Origin of the sequence: Neotabrizicola shimadae (assembly GCF_019623905.1) — a bacterium.
Lineage (GTDB): Bacteria > Pseudomonadota > Alphaproteobacteria > Rhodobacterales > Rhodobacteraceae > Neotabrizicola > Neotabrizicola shimadae.
In genome coordinates this window covers 26,001-47,976 of the sequence record NZ_CP069370.1, presented here as the reverse complement: position 1 = coordinate 47,976, position 21,976 = coordinate 26,001, and the positions used below count along the sequence as shown (strand labels likewise).

17 protein-coding genes and 1 pseudogene are annotated in these 21,976 nt (G+C 65.4%); 14 read left to right on the top strand and 4 right to left on the bottom strand.

Annotated features, from left to right (window positions below):
* The 3 genes from kdpC to JO391_RS00195 are packed head-to-tail and all read left to right on the top strand — an operon-like array spanning position 1 to position 3,934.
* Positions 1-576, top strand: a complete 576-nt coding sequence (gene kdpC / locus JO391_RS00205; protein WP_220662220.1) for a potassium-transporting ATPase subunit KdpC — start codon at positions 1-3, stop codon at positions 574-576.
* A complete protein-coding gene (locus JO391_RS00200; protein ID WP_220662219.1) occupies positions 576-3,251 on the top strand; it encodes an ATP-binding protein in 2,676 nt (891 codons plus the stop codon). The genes kdpC and JO391_RS00200 overlap by 1 nt, the downstream gene beginning before the upstream one ends.
* Positions 3,248-3,934, top strand: coding sequence for a response regulator (locus tag JO391_RS00195; RefSeq protein ID WP_220662218.1), 687 nt, complete (start codon positions 3,248-3,250; stop codon positions 3,932-3,934). The genes JO391_RS00200 and JO391_RS00195 overlap by 4 nt, the downstream gene beginning before the upstream one ends.
* 33 nt (positions 3,935-3,967) lie before the next feature.
* Here JO391_RS00195 and JO391_RS21350 read toward each other — a convergent pair.
* The 3 genes and pseudogenes from JO391_RS21350 to JO391_RS00185 all read right to left on the bottom strand — a co-directional run.
* Positions 3,968-4,171 (bottom strand): annotated as a pseudogene (locus tag JO391_RS21350) (transposase); the annotation flags it as partial.
* 294 nt (positions 4,172-4,465) lie between these two features.
* Complete coding sequence (locus tag JO391_RS00190) at positions 4,466-6,247, bottom strand: CocE/NonD family hydrolase (protein WP_220662217.1); 1,782 nt, start codon at positions 6,245-6,247, stop codon at positions 4,466-4,468.
* Positions 6,248-6,336: 89 nt separating this feature from the next.
* On the bottom strand, positions 6,337-12,336 hold the full coding sequence (locus JO391_RS00185) for an autotransporter outer membrane beta-barrel domain-containing protein (RefSeq protein ID WP_220662216.1): 6,000 nt from the start codon (positions 12,334-12,336) through the stop codon (positions 6,337-6,339).
* 774 nt (positions 12,337-13,110) lie between these two features.
* Between JO391_RS00185 and JO391_RS00180 the strand changes: the two genes are divergently transcribed.
* Complete coding sequence (locus JO391_RS00180) at positions 13,111-13,797, top strand: TetR/AcrR family transcriptional regulator (RefSeq protein WP_220662215.1); 687 nt, start codon at positions 13,111-13,113, stop codon at positions 13,795-13,797.
* A 295-nt stretch (positions 13,798-14,092) separates the two neighbouring features.
* Positions 14,093-14,470 (top strand): DoxX family protein, encoded by a 378-nt coding sequence (locus JO391_RS00175; protein ID WP_220662214.1) that lies wholly within the window; start codon positions 14,093-14,095, stop codon positions 14,468-14,470.
* Positions 14,471-14,845: 375 nt separating this feature from the next.
* Here JO391_RS00175 and JO391_RS00170 read toward each other — a convergent pair whose 3' ends face one another.
* Complete coding sequence (locus JO391_RS00170; protein ID WP_220662213.1) at positions 14,846-16,468, bottom strand: hypothetical protein; 1,623 nt, start codon at positions 16,466-16,468, stop codon at positions 14,846-14,848.
* 345 nt (positions 16,469-16,813) lie between these two features.
* Here JO391_RS00170 and JO391_RS00165 point away from each other — a divergent pair, with 345 nt between their 5' ends.
* The 9 genes from JO391_RS00165 (at position 16,814) to JO391_RS00125 (ending at position 21,877) form a co-directional block, all read left to right on the top strand.
* The gene (locus JO391_RS00165; protein ID WP_220662212.1) at positions 16,814-17,104 is read left to right on the top strand and encodes a hypothetical protein; all 291 of its coding nucleotides are present in this window, start codon (positions 16,814-16,816) and stop codon (positions 17,102-17,104) included.
* A gap of 188 nt (positions 17,105-17,292) precedes the next feature.
* Positions 17,293-18,462, top strand: coding sequence for a beta-keto acid cleavage family enzyme (locus JO391_RS00160; protein ID WP_220662211.1), 1,170 nt, complete (start codon positions 17,293-17,295; stop codon positions 18,460-18,462).
* Between the two features lie 34 nt (positions 18,463-18,496).
* Positions 18,497-18,928: a VOC family protein gene (locus tag JO391_RS00155; protein WP_220662210.1), complete on the top strand. Its 432-nt coding sequence runs from the start codon at positions 18,497-18,499 to the stop codon at positions 18,926-18,928.
* Between the two features lie 34 nt (positions 18,929-18,962).
* A complete protein-coding gene (locus JO391_RS00150) occupies positions 18,963-19,271 on the top strand; it encodes a Rieske (2Fe-2S) protein (RefSeq protein ID WP_220662209.1) in 309 nt (102 codons plus the stop codon).
* 33 nt (positions 19,272-19,304) lie between these two features.
* Positions 19,305-20,027: a carboxymuconolactone decarboxylase family protein gene (locus JO391_RS00145; RefSeq protein ID WP_220662208.1), complete on the top strand. Its 723-nt coding sequence runs from the start codon at positions 19,305-19,307 to the stop codon at positions 20,025-20,027.
* 24 nt (positions 20,028-20,051) lie between these two features.
* Complete coding sequence (locus JO391_RS00140) at positions 20,052-20,465, top strand: hypothetical protein (RefSeq protein WP_220662207.1); 414 nt, start codon at positions 20,052-20,054, stop codon at positions 20,463-20,465.
* Between the two features lie 74 nt (positions 20,466-20,539).
* Complete coding sequence (locus JO391_RS00135; protein ID WP_220662206.1) at positions 20,540-20,860, top strand: DUF202 domain-containing protein; 321 nt, start codon at positions 20,540-20,542, stop codon at positions 20,858-20,860.
* Between the two features lie 37 nt (positions 20,861-20,897).
* Positions 20,898-21,470 carry a hypothetical protein gene (locus JO391_RS00130; RefSeq protein ID WP_220662205.1) on the top strand — a complete coding sequence of 191 codons (573 nt, stop codon included), beginning with the start codon at positions 20,898-20,900 and terminating at the stop codon, positions 21,468-21,470.
* Positions 21,471-21,541: 71 nt separating this feature from the next.
* Positions 21,542-21,877 (top strand): hypothetical protein, encoded by a 336-nt coding sequence (locus JO391_RS00125; protein WP_220662204.1) that lies wholly within the window; start codon positions 21,542-21,544, stop codon positions 21,875-21,877.
* Positions 21,878-21,976 lie beyond the last annotated feature (99 nt).

The following is a 21,976-nucleotide window of genomic DNA, read 5'->3' as shown; positions in this document are numbered from 1 at the left end:
ATGCTGTCCCAGCTTCGCCCCGCCATCGCCCTGACCGCGTTCTTCACTGTCTTGACGGGTCTCGCCTATCCTTTTGCCATGACCGGCATCGCGCATGGCCTGTTCCCCGCCGCCGCGAATGGCAGCCTAGTGGAGCGGGGGGGCGAGGTCGTCGGTTCCTTGCTCATCGCGCAGCCCTTCGTGGGCGAGGGCTACCTTCACCCCCGCCCCTCTGCCAGCAACTGGAATGCGGCCGGGACCGGCGCGTCGAACCTTGGGCCCACCTCTGCCGCCCTGATCGCGGACGTCGCGGAACGTCGTGCCGCGTGGGAAGTGCTGAACGGCGCACCCGCACCGATCGACGCGATTACGGCATCCGGATCGGGCCTCGACCCCGACATCAGCCCAGAAACGGCACTGGCCCAGGCCGACCGGATCGCCGCCGCGCGTGGGGCCGACCCGGCGGCGGTGCGCGCCTTGATCGAAGCGGCGGTCGAGGGCCGGACCCTTGGCCTCTATGGCGAGACGCGCGTTAACGTCCTGTTGACCAACATCGCGCTTGACGAGTCCTTCCCGCTGCCCCCCGCTGGCAACTGATGACCACTGATGCCGAGATTCGTCCTTCTCCCGAAGCTCTCCTCGCCCATGCGGAGCGTGAGGGGCGGGGGCGATTGAAGGTCTTTCTTGGTGCGGCCCCCGGCGTGGGCAAGACCTGGGCCATGCTTGACGACGCCCACCGCGAGGCGGCCAAGGGCCGCGTCGTGGTCGCCGCGCTTATCGAAACGCATGGCCGGGCCGAGACGCAGGCCAAGCTCGCTGGCCTGACGCAACTGCCGCGCAAGCCCGTGATCTATCAGGGCCGCGTGCTGACCGAGATGGACCTTGACGGTCTTCTGGCTCGCAAGCCTGACCTCGCCCTCATCGACGAACTGGCGCATACCAATGCCGATGGAAGCCGCCACGAGAAGCGCTGGCAGGATGTCGAGGAGGTGCTGGCCGCCGGGATCGACGTTTATACGACGCTGAACATCCAGCACATCGAGACCTTGAACGAGACCGTGACCCGGATCACCGGCGTCCGCGTGCGCGAGACGGTTCCGGACGGTGCGCTGGAGATGGCCGACGAGATCGAACTGATCGACCTGCCGCCGGACGAACTGTTGGATCGGCTGAAGCAGGGCAAGGTCTATCCGGCAGACCAGGCGTCGCGCGCGCTTGGTTCCTTCTTCGTCAAGGGCAACCTGACAGCGCTGCGCGAACTTGCGATGCGCACGGCCGCAGATCGGGTGGATGCACAACTGCGCGAGCACATGGCGGCCAATGCCATCGCCGGCCCCTGGCCCACACAGGAACGCATTCTCGTCTGCATCAACGAAAGCCCTGCGGCGCGCGAGGCCATCCGGGTCGCCAAGCGCAGCGCCGACCGGGCCCGGGCGGAATGGATCGCGCTGAACGTTGCACAGGCGCGGATGGAGGCTCTGCCCGAGGCTGACAAGGACCGGCTGGCGGGCAGTCTGCGGTTGGCCGAACGGCTGGGCGCGGTACTCGCCACGCTCGAGGCCGAGCACGACGTGGCCGAGGCCATCCTGACCTATGCCCGCGACCGAAACGTGCGGCGCATCGTGATCGGTCGTCCCCGACCCCGCCCATTCTGGGTTCGCTGGACGTCAGAAGATGTCGCAACCGACATCCTGCGGCGGTCCGGGCCGTTCGAGGTTACGGTCGCCTCGGAACCCGACGCGAAACCGCAGGCCAGCCATTTCCGGTTGCCGCAGTTGGAGGCCGAGCCGCGCGCCTGGGCCGAGGCTGTGTTGGCGGTCGCCGTCGCTTCGGGTTGTGCCTGGGCAGTGGATCGTCTGTTCCCGGTCGCCTCGCTTGCCCTTCTGTTCATGACCGCCGTGGTCGTTGTTGCCAGCCGGCGCGGGATGGCGTCGTCCGCGTTGGCCTCGGTCCTGGGGTTCCTCTCCTACGACTTCTTCTTCGTCGATCCCCGGCTGACCTTCACCGTCACCGACCGGAGCGAGCTTCTGACGCTTGGCCTCTTCCTTGCCGCTTCGCTGGTGACAGGCAATCTGGCAGCCCGCCTTCGTGCCCGGATCGAGGCCCAGACGGCCATCGCCGATCGGACGAACAAGCTATACGACTTCAGCCGGCGTGTCGCGGCTGCCGCGACGGCGGACGATGTGATTTGGGCTTCGGTCAGCCACGTGGCAACGACCCTGCGCTGCGAGTCGGTGTTGTTGATGCCTCGCGGGACAGAGTTGCAGGTCGTCGGTGGATTTCCACCCGAGGACCGGCTGGAGGTGCGAGACCAGTCCGCCGCGCAATTCACCTGGGAGAAGGGAGAGCCTGCGGGACGCGGATCGGACACCCTGCCAACGGCACGCTGGTTCTTTCTGCCGCTCATTGCCGGCGACCGACGGCTGGGGGTTCTTGGCATCGCCTACGAGGACGACCGCCAACTTGCGCGCACTGACCGGCGACTTCTTGACGCGCTGATCGACCAGATCGCGCTCGCGCTGGAACGTCTGCGGCTTACCGAAGATCTTGCTGCCACCCAGCTTGCCACGGAAACTGAACGCCTGCGCACGGCGCTTCTGAACAGTGTCAGTCACGACCTGCGCACGCCACTTGTCACCATCATCGGCGCGGCAGGGCACCTGGCTGATAACGACCTGCCGTCAACGGCCCGCCACACCCTTGCGGAAAACATCCGCGAGGAAGGCGAACGGTTGGACCGCTATGTCCAGAACCTGCTTGACATGACGCGCCTTGGCCATGGCGCGCTGACACCTCGCCTTGCACCCCAGGATGTGGCCGAGATCGTTGGCGGAGCGCGTGCGCGAATGAAGGGCGTGTTGCGCGGGCATGATCTGCAGGTGGACCTCGCCCCGAACCTGCCGCTGATCCTGGCCGACGGGGTGCTTCTGGAGCAGGTCGTCGTCAACATCCTCGACAACGCAGCCAAGTACTCCCCCGAAGGCTCGGCGATCATTGTCGGCGCGACACAGAAGGGTGTGCGGGTCGAGATCTCGATTGCTGACCAGGGCCCTGGCATCCCGCAGGCCGACCGGGCGCGGGTCTTCGACATGTTCTACCGCGTGGCCATCGGTGACCGCCAGCGCGCGGGCACCGGCCTGGGACTGGCGATCTGCAAGGGCCTGGTCGAGGCGATGGGCGGCGCGATCCGGGCCGAGGCGGCCGCACCCGACGGCACCGGCACGCGCATGGTCATTGAACTGCCGCTGTACAACCCCGAGGTTTCCACATGACCGCCGCCCGTGTCCTGGTCATCGACGACGAGGCCCCGATCCGCCGCCTTCTTCGCGTGGCACTGGAATCCGAGGGTTACGGCGTGATCGAAGCAGCCACCGCGCACGCCGGCCGTGCGGCCGCCGCCCGCGAGGCCCCGGGCCTTGTCGTGCTGGACCTTGGCCTGCCCGATGCGGACGGCCTTTCCGTCCTGCGCGACCTGCGCGGCTGGAGTCAGGTTCCCGTCCTGATCCTTTCGGTCCGCGCGGACGAGGCCGGCAAGGTTGAGGCTTTGGACGCCGGCGCGCAGGACTATGTGGTCAAACCCTTCGGCGTGAAGGAGTTTCTGGCCCGCGTCAGGGGTCTGTTGCGCGATCGGGCAACAGACTCCGCCCTGCCGGTCATTGCGGCCGGCCCGCTCCGGATCGACGCCACCGACCATTCTGCGACACTTGACAGCCGCCCGCTCCATCTGACGAGGCGCGAGTTCGACCTCCTTTGGATGCTTGCCAACCACCGTGGACGCCTTGTCACCCAGGAGATGATCCTGAAGGCCATCTGGGGACCGGCCCATGTCGACGACAGCCAGTACCTGCGGGTCTATGTTCGTCAGTTGAGGCAGAAGCTTGGCGACGATGCCTCAAACCCACGCTTCATCATGACCGAGCCCGGCATCGGGTACAGGTTTCTCGAAGGCTCTTGACCCTTCATGCCAGGGTCAGCGCTTGTGCTTGTTTCATGTCAAGATCACGATGGTGGCCGCGACTGCTGTGGCAGACGCGAAGATCTTCGGGCATCGGTCTTGGCGGATAGTGACCCGTCGCCATTCCTTCAGCCGCCCGAACATGGCCTCGATCCTGTTGCGACATTCTTGGTGGACCTTGTCATGCCTGATGGGCGTGGCACGGGACTTCAGGCCGGGGATGCAGGACCATAGACCGGCGGCGCTGCGCCAGCGCAAGCTGTTGTAATTGATTAAGACTCTGCCACCCGGCACGCGACGGTCGTCGCCTCGCTGCTTGTCATGGCTGTGGGAAAGAACTTCTCCAGCCAAGCCATTCCGGCGCCCGTCAGCCAGAAGAGCTTTCTCAAGGGTAAGTCTCGTCACCGAGCCTGAAACATGCCCCAAGCGCGAGAGCAATGGGGCCTGAGCCCAGACCAGCTTTAGTTCGGTCTGATTCAGATAGAACGAACACCAAGACCGTCAGACCATTGAGAATGTCGTGTTTCTGTTTCAAGCAGGTGGATTTGATTGAAACGGAATCGCTCTTGGCAACCACGGCAGCCATAGTTTTGATCTATTCAGGATAGTGTTGTGACTCGCTTCCCGAACAACGGAATGGGTGAAGCCCAAGACTGTAGGGGATTTGTCTGTCTCGTCAGTCGACGCAATGATCAGCCGGAGGGCGTGGCCCGGCACCAGATGGCGGGCGTTCGGGACCATCGGGATGCGATAGACGGTCAGCTTCCCGGGACCGACGGGGTTGGGTTGACTGCAATCCAAAACCGGCGCACCTGGCCGCGACCTCGCCGGGTCAACGGCCGAAAGGCTCGCCCGCAGCCAACCAGCTGTGATAGCCTCTGGCTCGCCGTCAGGCGGGACATCGTAGAGGACGGCTATCCAGCCGGTGTCGAGCCCGGTGATGCGGGCCTCCAGCGTCAGTGCGATGTTTCCGGCGAACTCCACGGGCGCTTCGAAAGGGGCCGTTTCCCAGATCAGCCGATCCGGCAGTACGTGCGGATTGGCGTTGTTTGGCTCGCCCGAGCCGGCCGGGACATACAGATAGCTGCGCTGGCCTGGGCCATCCTCTTCGGTCCCCATAACGCCATCCGAGCGCAAGGTGAACGCGGTGAGGGAGGCCTCTTCTGGCGGCCAGTCCGCAGCTTCGCGCCAGCCCTCCGTTCCGGGCATCTGATAGCGGATCGGCGGACCATCCATCACGCCGGTGTCCTGTCCCTTCAGCCAGTGATCGTACCAGGCGAGCACCTCATAATGCAGCGCCTCCCATGGCCAGGAGAACCCGCCGGGCTGGAGCATCGCCATCCGAACATTCGGGTTGCCCTTCAACGCCTCCCAGGCGGTGAAGGTCGAGGGCAGGTGCAGCGGTACATTGTCCCAATCCGCACCCAGATAGACCGGGATGTCGAGCGTGCCCAACAGGGGCCTCGTGTTGCGGGCATCCCAGAAGGCATCGCGCATCGGATGTTCGACAGCCATCGCGCGCCAGAGTTCGCCAAAGGGCTGCTCGGGATACGGTGCGTGGATCACGTCCTTCAGGACGGTCACGATCCTTTCGCCGTTCAGGTGCTGCAGTCTCGCGTGAACCGCGGGGATGTGCAGGAGGTCCCGCGCTGCGTCGATCCGCCAACTGCGCCAGAAGTCGTCCGGGCGCTGCGACAGCACTCCGACGGCAGGCAGCCAGGCCGAGATGAAGCCGGAGTTGAGCAGGCCGTTGTGCCAGACAGCCTCGTAGAGGTCATCCGTGGTCAGAAGCGGGGCGATGGCCTTGAGGTGCGGCGGCCTCGTCACGGCGGCGGCCAGTTGCGCCATTCCAAAGTAGCTGACGCCGAGCATACCGACGTTTCCATCGCACCAGGGCTGTGCGGCGATCCACTCGATCAGATCGTAGAGATCGTCCCTTTCCTGCTGATCAAGAAATGTCCACGCCCCGCCCGAGCCGCATGTGCCGCGCGCATTGGCGATCACTTGGGCATAGCCCCGTGGCACAAAGAAGTCTGTGGCCCCCGCCTCGATGAAACCGAGTGGCGCACCGACATTCTGGATCTGGCGAGGATAGGGCGAAAAGGACAGGAGCGCAGGGAATCTGCCTTCGGTATCCGGCTGGAACAGGTCGGCCATCAGAACCACACCGTCCCGAACCGGAATTCCGACGTTGTCTGTCTGCCGGATGTCAAATTCCGGCTGGCTCAGGTTCTTGAACTCGCGCCCCGTTGTCTGGGTGCCGTTGAGATGCCGTTCCCCCGGGAAGATACCTGCTGCGCGTCCAGTCATCATTGTCTCCGGTTCACTTGAATAGGCCGATCTGGAGTGGCCGCGCATTCTTCCGATTGCCCGGCCATTCGTGCGCTCTCTTGCTGGACGCGTCAGAAGCGCCACGTTAGCTTGACGGCTCCTGCATTGGCCGAGTAGCCGTCAGCGAAGGCGCCATTATACAACAGCGTTGCCGAAAAATTCTTCGACGACATGACTTCGACACCTGCACGAATGAGACCAAGCGTGTCCGGATTATCGATCGTCGAGGTAAAGCTGCCCGCAGAGGCATCGGCGCCGGCGAACCGGGACTCGACAGCCCAGTCGTTGCCATTCGTCAGCGTCGCCCCAATCCCAAGATAGGGGCGCAGGACCGTGCCGTTGCCTGCGTCGATGCGGGTGCCGACCTCGAGGGCTGGCGTGGCCGCAAAGACCCATCCGTCAGTACCTTCGACCGCAAGATTGAATTCCCCGCCACCCGTCTCGGTGTAGCCGCCAAGATCGACGTGCGAGGCATCGAGGTCAAGCGATGGCCGCAGATAGAAGCCCTGGTAGGGCAACTGGTAGGAAATTCGCCCATGAAGGCCCGCGTTGGCCACGTCCGGTGCACTGTTCGCGGTGAACACGTCGTCACCGACAATGATCCTGCGCGACGAGTCAAAGCTGCCAGACCCCGCATCCAGCATGGCCGACGCCAGAAGGGGACCTGACTGGTACTTCAAACCCAGTCCACCCATCCAGACGCTTCCATCTGCCGAAGACAGTCCATCATCAGTGGTCAGCGTGCTGGATTCGTAGGCAAGAGACGCAGCCACGAAGACGTTGTCCCATGCTTCGTACTGCCCGCCCAATTGCGCGGTCGTGGCATCGGCGTTGAAGCCGCCTGAACCGGCATTTCCGGTCGCATCAAGTCGGCCGCCTATTCCACGGATCCATCCGCAGTTGGTTTCCTGCATCAGCAGGCCATCTCCGACGAAGACGGGGCAGCTGTTCATGTTGGCCACGAAGGCGCGGCTCGAGTCGACACGAGCCGTCGCGATAGCCCCGACCTGACGGTCGATGAGGCTTTCCAGAGCGGCGACATAGCTCGGGTCGTCAGCCAGATCCGAGAGGGCAGCAAACCCGTGGGCAAGTGCGCCGGGATTCTCACCGTCCCAGACGCGCTGCAGATGCCCGGCAAGGCTCGCTTGATCCTGGTTTAGTCCACTGGTCGTGAAGTCGGCACGTGGCGTCACCACAAGTGACTTGCCGGCGATCGTCGGGGAAAAGCTGAACACCGGCCCGACACGCTCCGCCCCCAGATCTTCGGCCAGCGTCAGCGTCCCTTCGACGGTCATCACCATGACCGGCGAAGGCACAAGAGTGGTACTGCTGAACCTCAGTCGACTGTTCACTGTCGCGTCGCCCGTCACCGTCAGATGGTCCGAGGTTCCCTGCAGGAAGTCGGCGCCGAGTTGGATCGAACTGCTCGCAATCCCGGCATAGCTACCGGACAGCGTCGTCTCGGACGGGCCGGCCGTGAGGTCGAGTACGCCCTTGTTAACCAGTTCCCCCCCGCCCAGATCGATTTCCGAATAGGGATGCAGGCTGCCGCTGCCCTCGTTCGTGATGTCCCCGTGGGCAAGGTGAAGGTTGCCGGTGATCGAACCCCAGTTGGTTCCTTCGAAGTAAAGCCCGTCACCAAAGACCGCCGTGCCCGTCTGGTTGTCATGCGTAGCGATGGTACCGTAGTTGATGAGCTGGTTCGGGGAGTTGGCCGTGCCGCCATTGGCGAAATAGACGGCTGCGGCCACATCGCCGCCGCCTTCGCCGCCCCAGACCGAGGCCGCGCTGTTCGCGGGGCCGCCCACCGTGACTGAGATTCTGTCGCCGCTTCCAATCCCGCCGTTGTCAGCGCCCCCGGTCGACTGGGCCAGGATGCCGGGCGAGAACGGCCCCTGCGCATCGACAGCCCCGTTGACCGTCACGTTAACCGGATAGCCGAGGCCGGTGCCGCCGGCCGAGCCGATGAATGCGGCACTTTGGGTTCCGATCCAGCCGCCACCGCCGCCCACCGACTGGGCGATTATGCCGGCCGAAGCCCAGCCTGTCGTGGTGATCGTCGCGCCGGCATCGACGGTCACCTGCACGTCGCCGCCGTTGCCGACAAAGCTGCTGTGGTTTGGGTCCATCAGCTTGAAGCTCTGGCTCCAGCCGAGGTTGCCCAAGACCCCGCCACCACCGCCTACCGACTGAGCGAAGACGCCGACGGCGCCCTGGCCCGAGGTGGTGATGTCGTCGCCGACCTCGACGACCACGCCGCTGTTTTGCTTCTCTGGGTCGAGCCCCGGGTTCACGCCGCCGGTCTTGCCGCCGCTGCCAAGGAACTCTAGCGCGCTCGACCCCGTCGGGACGCCGCCAAGGGCAAGCCCACCGCCGCCGGCGATCGATTGCGCCAGAATGCCGACGGCGTTGTCGCCGCTGGTAATGATCGTGCCACCCTGCGTCGTGGTCACCGTGGCCGCGCCCGAATAGCCCGAGATGACGCCATGGTCGGAGCCGAGGCTGATGTCGCCCGTGAAGTTCTTCCACGAAGCGGTATTGGTCGAACCGCCGGCAAAGTCGAGATTGGCGGCGAGCGTCTTGACGATGCCGCCACCGCCCGAGATCGACTGCGCAATGATGCCATAACTGTCGTGTCCAAGGGTCTGGATCGCGCCCGAGCTGGTGACCGTCGCCTGCTCGGAGATTCCATTCGCCGCCTCGGAGGTGCCGCCGACGGACACCGGGAAGGCGAGCACCAGGTTTCCTTCGCTGTCAGCGTTGGTGACTGAGGTGGACCCGCCAACCCCGCCGCCCATGCCGATCGACTGTGCAATCAGGCCCCCGGCAATCGCCCCCGTGGTGTAGACATTGCCGTAGTTGTGGATCACCGCCTGTGCGCCGCTGGTCGCATTGGGGTTGCTGCTGGAACCCTGGGTTCCGCCCCCTACGCCTACGCCAGAGCTGAAACCCGGGCTCGACCAGCTCTCTGATGACGATGTGGAAGCTGCCCCGCCCTTGCCGCCACCGCCGCCGATCGACTGTACGACGACGGCGTCCGACATGTTGCCCATGGTGGCCACCGTGCCGGTGTTCGTCACCGACATGTCACCGCCGGCGCCGCCCGCACCGCCCGTGCCGCCTAATGCGAGGATGAGGGTATTGCTCGTCGACACGTTGCTGTAATCAATGCTGCCGCCAGAGCTTGCGGTGTTGTCGAGGTTCTGGACGACATCGCCGTCCGAGATTTCCTTGCCGAGCAGGGATCCGGCGGTCAGGGTCAGTGTCTCGATGTTGTTGTAGGTGCTGGTCAGGTCCTGATAGTCGTTGTAGCCGGTCAAGGCGATCTTCTCGAGCTCGTCTGTCACGGACTCATCGCTGCCGTTAGAGCCGTCGTCGTTCGATGTAGAAGACCCGAGGCTGGTGCCGGCCTTCCCACCTGCGCCGCCGCCGCCGCCGATCGACTGGGCAAGGATGCCGCCCGCATCGGCGCCGTAGGTCAGGATCGTGCCGGTGTTCGTCACACCCGAGCTGGAGCCGTTGTAATAGGTGTCGCCACCATTGCCCCCCTTGGCGCCGACCGCCACGTTGAGGCCAATGGTGCCCGAGTTCGAGGCGGCCGCGCCGCCGCCGCGCCCGCCGCCGCCGCCGATGGTCTGCGCTACGATGCCATGGGCGCCGTCGCCGAGAGTGAGGATCGCACCATTATTGGTCGCAAAGACGTCGTAACCCTCGCCGCCACCCGCGCTCTTGCCACCCAGGGACAGCGTCGTAGAGAGGCTCTTCTGCTCCCCCGTAGTGGCCAGCGCGTCGCCCGCGCCGCCCGCACCACCGCCGCCGCCGATCGACTGGATCAGCATCCCGTCGGCGGATTCGCCACGCGTGATGATCAGGCCGTCGTTGATGCCGGTGGCAACGGCTCCGTCGCCGGCGCCGCCGCCGTTGCCGCCGTGGCTGACTGTTGCGGCAAAATCGAAGCTGCCGCCGGACGCACTTGACGCGCCGTTGGCATCTCCGCCGGTGCCGCCCCCGCCACCGATGGCCTGGCCGATCATGCCGGCAGCGCCATTGCCTGTTGTGGCGATGAAGCCCGTGCTGTGCAGGTACACGTCACTAGCCTTGCCGCCGTCCCCCCCGGTGCCGCCGGTCGAGAGAGAGAGCGAGAAGGCCGGAAAGTCTCCCTTCGCAAAGACCTTGCTCTTGGCGGTCGAGGCGCCACCAGATCCGCCGCCGCCGCCGACCGACTGAGCGAGGATGCCGTAGCTTTCGGCCCCCGAGGTCAAGATGGCGCCCGAGTTGTTGTCACCTTGCGCCGCGTTGGCCGTGCCGCCGTCGCCGCCCGAACCGCCGTTGCCGCCGACGCTGATCGCGGCGCCGTAGAAAGCGCTGGCGGACTCGCCGTAGCCGGCCCCGCCCGAGCCGCCGCCGCCGCCAATGGACTGCATGACGATCCCCACGGAATGATCGCCAAAGGTTGTGACCGTGCCGTTGCCGAGGTTGCCCGCAAAGGCATCGCCCGCGCCCCCGCCCGCGCCGCCGTTGCCGCCGACCACCATATTGACGATCGCTCCGTCGGATTTGGTCGCATCGCCGCCCTTGCCGCCGCCACCGCCAATCGACTGGGCGACGATGCCCGACGACAGGAATGTGTTGGTGATGACGGTCGAATCCGTCAGCTTGGCGCTCGCCGTGTTCCCCGACGACCCGTCGCCGCCTGAACCGCCAACGGCAAACCAGCCGTCCTGAACGCTGCCGCCGACGCCGCCGCCACCGCCGATGGACTGCGCGATCACCGCGGTCTCGTTCTGGGCGTTCGCGTCGCCGAAATCCACCTGGACGCCGGTCTGGATGTTGGCGTTCGTGCCGGTGATCGTGGCCGTGCCAGCGGTGCCGCCAAGGTTGCCATTGCCACCCTGCGGATTGAACCAGGCGCCCGAGCGACCACCGTTGCCGCCGATCCCGCCGATCGACTGCACGAGCACGCCGTAGCTGTCGTTGAAGTTGTAGCTCAGCACGGAACCGTAGACGTTGGCCGCAGCATTGCCGGCATTGCCGCCGGCACCCGCGCCAGCTGCGCCCGATGCGCTGCCCCCGGCCCCCCCGGCGCCACCATAGGAGCCCACGACCAGACCCTGTCCGGTGGTGTCTTCGCCCATCGTGATCTTTGCGCCCGAAGCGAGCGTGGCCGTAACGTCGCCGGCCTGTCCCCCGTTTCCTCCCTTGCCGGCCCCGTCGCCGTCAAGGCCTCCGCCGTCCCCGCCATTGCCACCATTCCCGCCAGCCGAGGTAACATTGACGCCTGCGGCGGCACCATAGATCTCGCCGGTAATGGTCGCCGTCACAAGGTTGCTGCTGCCACCTTGACCACCATTCGCGCCATCGGCCAGTTTCCCCCCGCCCGACCGACCTGTGCCCCCATTGCCACCGAGCGATGCGATGTAGACACCATTGCCAATAGCCGATTGCCACTGACCACCGACCGTTGCCTGAACGCTCTGGCCATCGCCGCCCGTGCCGGAGGTGCCGTTGCCCTGGCTGCCCTCTTCATAGGACGCGACCCCGCCGCCACCGCCCGCACCGCCCTGCGACAGGATTGTGACCCCGCTGATCGCCAGTCCGGTGGTGCCGGCCGTCGCCAGACCGCTGGTGTTCGGGCCGATCGTGGCATTGATCGTCCCGCCATCCATGCCATTCGCGCCATTGCCGCCGAAGTTCTGTTCCGTGGTGCTGGGATAGCCGTTGCCCCCGTCGCCGCCCTTGCCGCCAATCGCGGTGATGTTGACCGGAGAGGTCGCAGTCCCCGAGGACAAGAGCCCGGTCACATTGTCGAAATTGCTGGTGTTGACGCCGCCGGCCGAACCTTCCTGGCCCCAGGACCCGTTCTTCGCGTCGCTCGTCCCGTCGGGACCGTCGATCCCGTCGATCCCGTCCGTGTCGATCACGCAGGACCCATCCTGCATCACGCAGGACAACCCGGAATCGGCACGTGCCGGATCGATTACCGCGGCGCATAGCACCAGGATGGTGCCAAGTGCGGTCGTCGTCAGCAGCCTCGCTGGACGGGGCCGGCCTTGTGTGCGTCCATTCGTCATCTTCGTCTCCTGTCCTCGATGCGGCGATTCCGGCCGCTGAATCATCGGTTTCAGGACATGGCCCAGCCAGCGGGCCCGGCAGGGTCGGGCCCGGTTGCACTGCTGGCAGCGCCGTCCTGTCGTGCTGCCCGCTGTCGGTCGGAACCCGTTCTAGGTTCCGGCTGCACAAGCTGGTTCGGGCGCGACGCGCGCGCCCGGTATTGAATGACCAATCCTTCTCTGTCGGCAGCGCGGCGACGGAGGGGCGCGGATCGCAGCTCCCGCCCGTGCCCATGTCGCAACTGGCCTTCGTCTTGCAGCCCGGGCCCAATGCCCACTTCGCCGCTTTCTTCTGGCACTGCGATACTACCAGCACGGTGGGGCTGTCAAGAAAGATTGGACACTCGTTCAATATTTTTGCGGATTCGCCTGAGTGTCCGAGCCGGGAAGCCGATAGACCGACGGGTCGTCGCCCCCCGAGGCGCGGCTTATCTTCCGTCTTCCGGCCTGCCCACAGAAGCAAGAAATCAGCAGGCAATAAACTCGTAAGATACTAATACAAAAAGTAATATCTCCCAAACCGCAGGCTTCCGGCCCGGCGAAATCGTGTGGTCGCCATCGTCCGTCAGGCGGCGGATCGCCGCATCATAGGCCACAGTATGATTTCGGACATTGAACATCTGTCCATTTTCTAGCAATCTAGCTGTCCACACCCTGCAAGTCGGATGGCGGTTGCACGGGGCGCTGCGCGATCATGGCATATGCCAAACTCGCGCGACTCAGGAGGAGACCCGGATGACGCAAGTTGCGGCGACGATGTCGCCCGAGCGTACAAAGAAGGCCGAGCGGAAAGCCACGTTGGACCGCAAGGATGCCTTGATAGCCGCCACGCTGAAATGTTTGTCGGAAGACGGTCACGACGGCCTGTCGATCCGCAGGATCAGCGCCGAGGCGGGAGTGTCGGTCGGTCTGATCAACCATCACTACGCGAACAAGGAAGACCTGGTCGCCCAGGCCTACGAGCACCTCACGCTGTCGCATCTGGAGGTCATCAAGACAGCCGTCGCCGCCGCGGACGACACCGCGGCGGCGCAGATGAAGGCGTTCATCCGATCGATGACGATGGTCGTCATCGACCCTGGCGTGCTGCGCTGCTGGGCCGTATTCTGGACGATGACGCGGCCCGGGAACGTGCTGCAGGAGATCCACAGCCAGACCTACAAGGACTATCTGCGGGTGTTGGAAGACATTTTCCGGCGTCTCGCGGCCGAGAACGGCAACCCACTGCTCGACACGCGCCTGGCTGCGGTCGGCCTGATGGCGATGCTGGACGGAACCTGGATCGTCTTGAGCCTGAACCAGGAGGCGCTGGAGATCGAAGAGGCCATCCGCCTCGCAGAAGCCTGGGTTGACGCAATCGTCAAGGGCGGGGTGCGCGGCGCGCCGCTTGAGAGATACCGGATTGGCAATGCCACATCCTGACTCCCGGAACGGCCACCAACGGCGTTTGCGGAACGTCACTATGACGGATCAGGGGGTGCCAAGACTGACCGCCGGTGCTTGCCCTGAACCGCCGGCCTGCGGCGCCGGCATAGCCCTCAAGGTCATCGCCCGCAGCAATGGTCGCGCGGAGAAGGCATTGAGTGGATCGAGGCACGGCAGTGGATAATGGGGGCCTAGGCGCTCCAGGTCTCGATCGATGGGCACAATCCGATCGAAGGGTTCCTGTCGTGCCCTAATTACGGCGGCACTTTGCAACTACGGAAGGAACGGCCCCTTGACGTTCGACATCACCCCTTATGCCGCTGCCTTGGGCTACTTCCTTTTGGGCGGCATCTTCGTCTTTGCCGGGATCGACCATTTCCGAAGTTTCCAGGCAGTCAGGGGAATGGTTGCCGGTCGAGGCTGGCCCCTTCCTGGGCCGCTGCTCGCCTCGGTTTCGACGTTCCAGATCGTGGCGGGGCTCTGCCTCGTGCTTGGCCCGCTACGCCCTTGGGCGGCGCTTGGACTGGCGGCCTTCACCGTTGCTGCAAGCCTTTCATTTCTGGACTTCTGGAGGACCAAGACACCGGACAGGACGTGGATGCGTTCAGAATTCACGATCAACGTTGGTCTTGTCGGTGGGCTGATCCTGGCGTTCGCCGCCAGTCTCTGAACGAGGAAAACCAGAAGCGCCAACCGCGCCGAAACGGCAGGAGCGACGGCAAGCAGAGCAGTGATGTGGCATTCCACCGCCTGAGCGGTGCCACTTGCAGGCGATCCGGATTGCCCCGCGTCCTGGCCGCAGGACGATGAAAGCGGCGCCTGTGCGCATGTGTCGGCCGCTTCCGCCGATGAAACGCAAAGGCCGGAAGCCCGGTCAGCGCGGATCGTTCCGGCCCGCTGACGTCTAGAGGGCCTGCTAAGTGCCTTCTCCCCCGACTTCCGTCATTCTGCGGCAAACAAGTTCCTCAGCCTCGACAGGTCCACATCTCGGATTCCTCGTTCCTGTGTCAGGGCGAGCGCGCAAATGCCTTCGGGGCCAACTCACTCAATCCGCGCGTTCCGGTAATCCGGCCTTCGCCAACGAGGCCATGAACCGGTCGACGTCCTCCGCGCGGCCCACGCGGAGCGCGACCTCGCGGCGGGTGTCGGTCACCAGATGCGGTGCGTTTTGGCGCATCCAGTCCACCTCGGCGGCGGAGGCCGGGTCACCCTTCTCGGCGAAGATGATCGCCGCGATCAGGTGATACTGCGGGTTCTCGTGCATCTTCGCCGTTCGGATCCAGGTTGCGGCCCCTTCAAGATCGCCCCGGATGTAGTCGCAAAGAGCGAGGGCAGTTTCGTAATAGCCGAATGGGCCCTGGCTGCGGGCGCGCGCCGCTTCCACCAGCGCGCAGCCCTCGTCCCAGTTCCCGGTCAGAGCGATACGATAGCCAGCCTCGCCCAGAAGTTCGGTGTCGTTCGGGTTGATCGCCAGCGCCTTGCGCCCGACATCGGCGGCGGCCGTCATATCGCCCGCGAAGAACAGAGCGAACATCTTCGCCTGCAGCCCACGGATGTTGGTCGGCTCCAGCGCAACCGCCCGCTCGGCTGCGGCCAGAGCGCGCTCGTAAGGCGAACCGGTGGCACCCGAGGCCGGCGGAAACCGGAAGCGCAACTCGTCGATGTAGACCTGGGCAAGCAGCGCCCAGGCTGTCGCATAGCCGGGAAACTCCGCCACCGTCCGTTCCAGGCAGTCCCGGATCCGCTGGTGGTTCGCCTGTTCAAGTGAGACCCGATACTCGTAGTAGGACAGCGTGCAGGCATAGGCCGCCCAGTCCTCGGGCGGGCGAGCGACCTGACGCGCCGTGTCGGCCTGGAAGATCACGCCATAGGGCTGGCCCAGGGCGGTTGCGACCTGGGCGGCAATCTCGCGTTCGATCTGCAATACGCGTGCCACCGTAAGGTCGCCGGAATAGCTGTCGGCCCACAGCACCGCTCCATCGGGGCGCGACACGACGCGCGCCTGCACCCGCAGCGTCGAGTCGTCGGAATCTACCGACCCCGCGAGAATGTAGCGCGGCGCGTCCGCCCCCGAAGGTACAGGCAGGCCAGCTTGGTCCCGGGTCAGCACGACGATGTCACGGAACTTGGCCAGTTGGCCGATCACCTCCTGGGTCAGGCCAAGCGCAAGCGCTGAGGGTGTGTCGGGCTGCGAGAGATCCTCGAACGGCTGGACGAGCAGCCGCGGCACATCCGGGCGCAGCGGGATGTCCCCGGCAGCGAAAGGACGAAAGACCGCAATCGCAGTGGCCAGCAGGACGAGGGCAGCCAGTGCCACCAGCCCCGTCACGGGTGTGCGCCAGCGCCGGGGCGCAACGGGCAGGTCCGGAGGCGCCGCCTGAAGCTGATCCGGGGCCGGGTCCTCCGTCCAGTCGAACCGGGGCACATAGCCGCCCTTCGGGATCGTGATCATGACCGGGTCGTCGCGGCCGGCTCCGAGGTAATAGCGTTCCATCGCGCGGCGAAGATGGCCGGCTTCGACCCGGACGATCGGATCGTTCTGGGCGTCGAAGCTTTCGTCCCGACCGAAGACCTCGACCGCGATCCCATAGGCCTTGATCCGTTCGGCCCGGCCAGCCAACGTTTCGGTGACGACGAAATCAAGAAACCTGCGCTGCCTCGGCGACACCTGAAAGCCGTCGCTGGCAAGGATTCGCTCGAGTTGACGGCGAACTTCAGTGTCAGAAGGGGCGCCGGCTCGTTGCGCGGGCGATTCCACGGTCATGGCGTCGATAGCTCTGCGCACTGATAACGAATCCTCAGGCCTGCCGGGAACCTGTCAATATCATAGCAGGAATGCATGTACTTGGCCCGCGTTGGTGGCGCGGCGTGTCCGGGTGTTCTGTAGCGCGGCCAGCCTCCCTGCACATCCCCGTTCGTCCTGCAATTTACCCTTGGCCACTGCGTTAATTACGTCCCTCACCGCCATGTCGGCCCTAACGTCATTTTCGGCGGCGGCAGTCGGAGGACGGTGATGGCGATGGGAAAGGCGACTGACGATCCGGTGGCCCGGTATTTTCCCGATTGTCACGGGGCCGTTCTGGCGCTTGCCGCCCGCGACCCGGCGTTCAGCGACATGTGCCAGGAACTGCGCGACGTGGATGGCGCCCTGACGCATCTTGTCGAACGCCACGACGCCGCGCAGGCCGAACGCCTGTCGGAATGCCAGGGCTGGATCGAGCGCCTGCGGAACGAAATGCAGGAGGCGTTGGCCCAGGCGAAGATCGTGCCCCTGCGGCCCGCGCCGCGGCTGCGCGATCCCTGACGAAAGGGGCCGCCCGGCAACTTTGCCCCGACCAAGGGGGCGATGCCCGGATCAAGACGCTGCGCAGGCAGCGGCGGCCCCAAAGACAGACTGGCCCGCCCGGTAGCTACCGGGCCGGCGGCAGCTCAATCGCCGCGCCGGAAACCGCATCCCGGCCCGGGGTGCAACCCGACCCAAAGGAGACGATCATGTATTATACCGACGATTCCATCCTGCCCGAGAACATGGCGCCGCTGATCATCACCGCCGCGCCCTATGGGCCGGCCTGGCTGCCCAGCGACGCGCCGGACATCCCGCTGACCTGGGACGAACAGGTGCAGGCGGCAGTCGACTGCTACGAGGCCGGCGCAAGGGTGCTGCACTTCCACGTGCGCAACCCGGCCACCGGCATGGGCTCCACCAACTTCGACGAGTACTGCTACCTCCTGAAGCGGGTGAAGGAAGCCGTGCCGGACATGATCATCCAGGTCGGCGGCTCGATCTCCTTCGCGCCGCATACCGATGACGCCAAGGCGGCCTGGCTCGACTACGACACCCGCCACATGCTGACCGAACTGGATCCGAAGCCGGAATTCGTGACCGTCACCACCGGGTCCACCCTTTGGGACATCGCCTCGATGTTCTCGCTCGATGACGTCAAGGGCACCCACATGGAGGACCCCAAGGTCATGGCTGCATGGTCGGGCATGGTGGTGGATTCGACCCCCGCCTTCTACGTCGAGCACCTGCGGCGCCTGCGCAAGAACGGCATCCAGCCCTACTTCGTGCCCGGCCACATCCACCAGTGGGAGATCATCGAGCGGCTGCTTCGCGCGGGCGTCTACATGGGCCCGCTGAACGTGGCGATCTGCGCCTATGGCGGCGGCACGCTGGGGCGCAACCCCTTCGACCTGATGAACTTCCTGCAGCGCATGCCGCAGGGGTCGGTCAACACCTTCTGGTCCAGCATGCGGGGACTGATCTCGATCTCGGCGATGTCGCTGGTGCTTGGCCAGCATATCCGGGTGGGGAATGAGGACAACCTCTGGGGCGCGCATGGCGAGCGCAAGACCACGGTCGACCAGATCAAGGGCGTCGTGCGGCTGGCCAACGAGTTCGGCCGCAAGGTGGCGACGGCCAAGGAAGCGCGCGAGATGATGAAGGTGGGCGTCTGGTACGACAGCGTGGAAGAGACGCTGCGCGCCGCCGACATGCCGCCCAACCCGACCAAGTTCAACCCGGGCTTCCTGACCTGGCCGACCGACGGGAAGTTGAAGCCGGCGGTTCTTGGGGGCGACTCGCACCCGATCGCCGCCTGCATGATCGCGCCGGAGCCGGTGCGGAGAGTGCAGGAAGCGATCCTGGCCAAGAAGGCCTGACAGTCCGAACGGATAGCGGAACGGTGGCTCGCCCATGGCGGGCCACCACAAGACCTTCGAAAACGGGAGACCTGAGGTGGCGGGCCAGATCACGCATTTTGAAATCTACGGCGACAACCCTGGGACGCTGGCGGGCTTTTACCGGTCGCTGTTCGGCTGGCAGATGGAAAAGCTGGAAGGGCTGAACTACTGGCGAATCCACCTTGACCCGGACGACAAGGACAAGGTGGGTGGCGGCCTGACATACCGGCCGCGCGAGGATCCGAAGGGCTGGCTGCAATTCGTGAACGTCGACTCCATCGACACTTCGATTGCGCTGGCCGAGGAAATGGGCGCGCGAGTGGTGCGGCCGAAGACGGCCGTTCCTCGCACCGCCTGGGTCGCGGTCCTCGCCGATCCTGCCGGCAACATGTTCGCGATCTGGCAGCCTGATCCGCTGGCCTTTCCCGAACCGGAACCCGACTGAGACCACCACCACCCGAAACGAGGAGTACGACACGATGCCCGACTTCAAGGATGTCCTGCCGTTGGACCGGATTCCGCCCGGCAAGTCGACCACGGTCGAGGTCGATGGCAAGACCGTCGCACTGTTCAACGTGGACGGCACGATCCACGCCATCGCCGATGCCTGCCTGCATGCCGGCCAGTCGCTTGGCTACGGAATCCTCCAAGGCAAGGTGGTGCGCTGCCGCGCGCACGGCTGGCGTTATGACGTGACCACAGGCGAAATCGTCGGCGTCCCCGGCTCGGGGGTCGCCTGTTACCAGGCCCGGGTCGAGAACGGCCAGGTGCAGGTGGCCGTCGCCTGACGGCCAGAAACCAGGCAGACAAGGAGAATGACCATGTCCGAAGCACGAGACGGCGCCGCCCTCGGCCCCTGGGACGACGGCGCCTTTGCGCTGCTGTCCGGGCGCGATCCCGCCTGGGCCTCGGCCGTGGCGGCAATGAGCCTGAGCAGCTGGAGAAACGGCGTGCTGACGGCCCGTTTCGTCGAGCTGGTGGCGGTGGCGGTCAATGTCGCGGTCACCAGCCTGGACGCGGTTGCCACGCGCCGCCATATGCGCGCGGCGCTTGCAGCCGGCGCGACCGAGGCGGAGTTGCTGACCCTGATCAAGATGGGGACGGTCATGGCGCTGCACTCCTGCAGCCTGGGCGCGCCGATCCTGATCGAAGAGGCCGGGCCCGAGGCCATCGCGGCGGCGGCGCGGCCCAGGGGCGCCACCCCGTCCGTCGACCGGATGCAGGCCATGGGCCAGTGGAATGCCGCCTGGGACCCGTTCCTGGCGCTCGATCCCGAATGGACCGATGCCTTCATGGCCACCGGTACCGGGATCTATGCCAATGGTGTCTTTACCCCAAAGGAGACCGAGTTGCTGTCGATCGCCTTCGACGCTTCGATCTCGCACATGTATGCCCCCGGCGTTCGCCGCCACATCCGCGGCGCGCTGGCGGCCGGGGCATCGCCGTCCGAGATCATGGAAGTCTTGAAGATCTGCGTTGCCCGCGGAGTGGAAAGCTGCAACCTCGGCCTGCCGATCCTGGCGGAACTGACATCCGCTTCATGACCCTCCCCTCCCGAAGAGCAAAAGATGTCCGGCCTTGAAGACGCCCTGCAGCGCGACGAGTACCTCCTGTTCATCCGCGAACACGGTCCGCTCGCCTTCCGCATGATCCTGCAACCCCTTGTGGCCACCGCCATCGCCATCCGAGCTGGCCTGCGCGACGCGCGGTCGGGCCGCCGGCCCTTCGCCGTGCTGGTGGCCACCGAGCCTGCCCAGCGCCGCCAACTGTTGGGCGAACTCTGGGGCGACATCGGCCGGCTCTATCTGCTGGCGGTCGTCATCGACATGATCTTCCAGCTTGTCGTCTCGCGCTCGGTCGATGTGCTTCAGGCGCTGGCGATCGCGGCGATCCTTGCCTTTCCGGCCTATCTGGTCGCCCGCGGCCTGACAAACCGCATCGCCCGTCGACGCCTTGCCGCCAGAGCGGGCGGAACGTCGTGACCGCTGCGGCGCCACAAGCGGATGCCAGCAGCCGCCTCGCACTGGAGCGGACACGGATGGCGCAGGATCGTACCATGCTGTCCTGGATTCGCACATCGACCTCGCTGATCACCTTCGGCTTCGGCGTGCACCAGGTGTTCCGTATCGCCTCTTCCGCTGACGCCCACACGCGAGCGGCGGTGCCCTACCTGTTCGGCAGCGCCATGGTGGGAATCGGCCTTGTCGTGCTGGTGGTGGCCGTGCTGGCCAACCGGCGCACACAGCGCCACCTTGCCACCGAGTATCCTGCGGCGCGCGGCTATCCGGTTGCGCCACCCTCCCATGCCGGATTGCTGGCCGCGCTGATCGGCGGGCTCGGCATCGGCGCGATGATCCTCATGCATGTCGGACCCTGACCCCAAGCCGAATGCGTCATCTTCGAAAGACCATCCGATGACCCAAGCCCACCCCGCGCACCGCAGCCTTCGCCGGCGCCTGGTCGCCGCTGCCCAGCATGGGCTGATCCTTTTTCTCTACCTTTGGGTCCTGTTCGGCCTTTTCGTGCTGAATGAGGTCGCCTTCGACCGCGAGCATCAGAACCATGCCGCCCTTCAGGGATTTGCGCTGATCAACGCGCTGGCCTTGACCAAGGCCATGATGCTGGTCGAGCATATGGAACTTTCCGGCCGCCTGTCGCACCTTCCGAAGATCTACTCGATCCTCTTCGATGCCGCCTTTTGTGCTGCCGCTTTCATGATCGTACATGTGGTCGAACGCGTCGCCCTCGGCCTCTTCCAGGGCCAAAGCTTCTCGGCCAGCATGCCGGTCTTCGGCGGCGGCGGCTCGATTGGCGTACTCATCATCGCCCTGATCGCCTTCGTGTCGCTCTTGCCGTTCTTTACCTTCAAGGCGGTGGCCCGTGCCTTCGGACCGGACAAGGTGCGCGCAGCCCTGCTCTCTTGGCCGGAAGTGGGGGACAGGGCGACCTTGGCGTCATCAGGGGCGGACCGGCGATCCAGGGATTGACGGCTCGTCGTTCACGTCACACACATTCCAATCGCGTGATCTATTTCGCCCCGATTGCACGGATGTGCCGCTTGGGTGCAGGACCGTCTTGTCTTGCGCTTTCGGCAGGTTCCAGGCCCGGCAAGGGCGCCCGTGCGGTTTACGCCGCCGTCGGCGGCGAGGCGCGCAGGGCCTATGCCGGGATCGTCTTCGCGCCTGACCCGATGGTCATCGCCTGCCAGGAACAGCTTCCGTTCAACAGCCTTGAGGGCTTCGCCGCCTACAACGCAAGGCTCAGGCGGCCCCGGCAAACCCTGTCGGACAAGGCCGACAGCTCGATCTACGGCATGTGCGAACTGCTTCCTCCCGCGCCCCGGCCGGAATTCCTTACCCCGGTGTCCGGCGACATCCCCACCATGGTCGTCTAAGCCTTGAACGACACCCAGACCTCCTCGGCCATTGCGCGCCATGTGGCCGAAACCCTGTCCCGGTCGCAGATCATCAAGGTACCCGAGGCCGGGCACGGG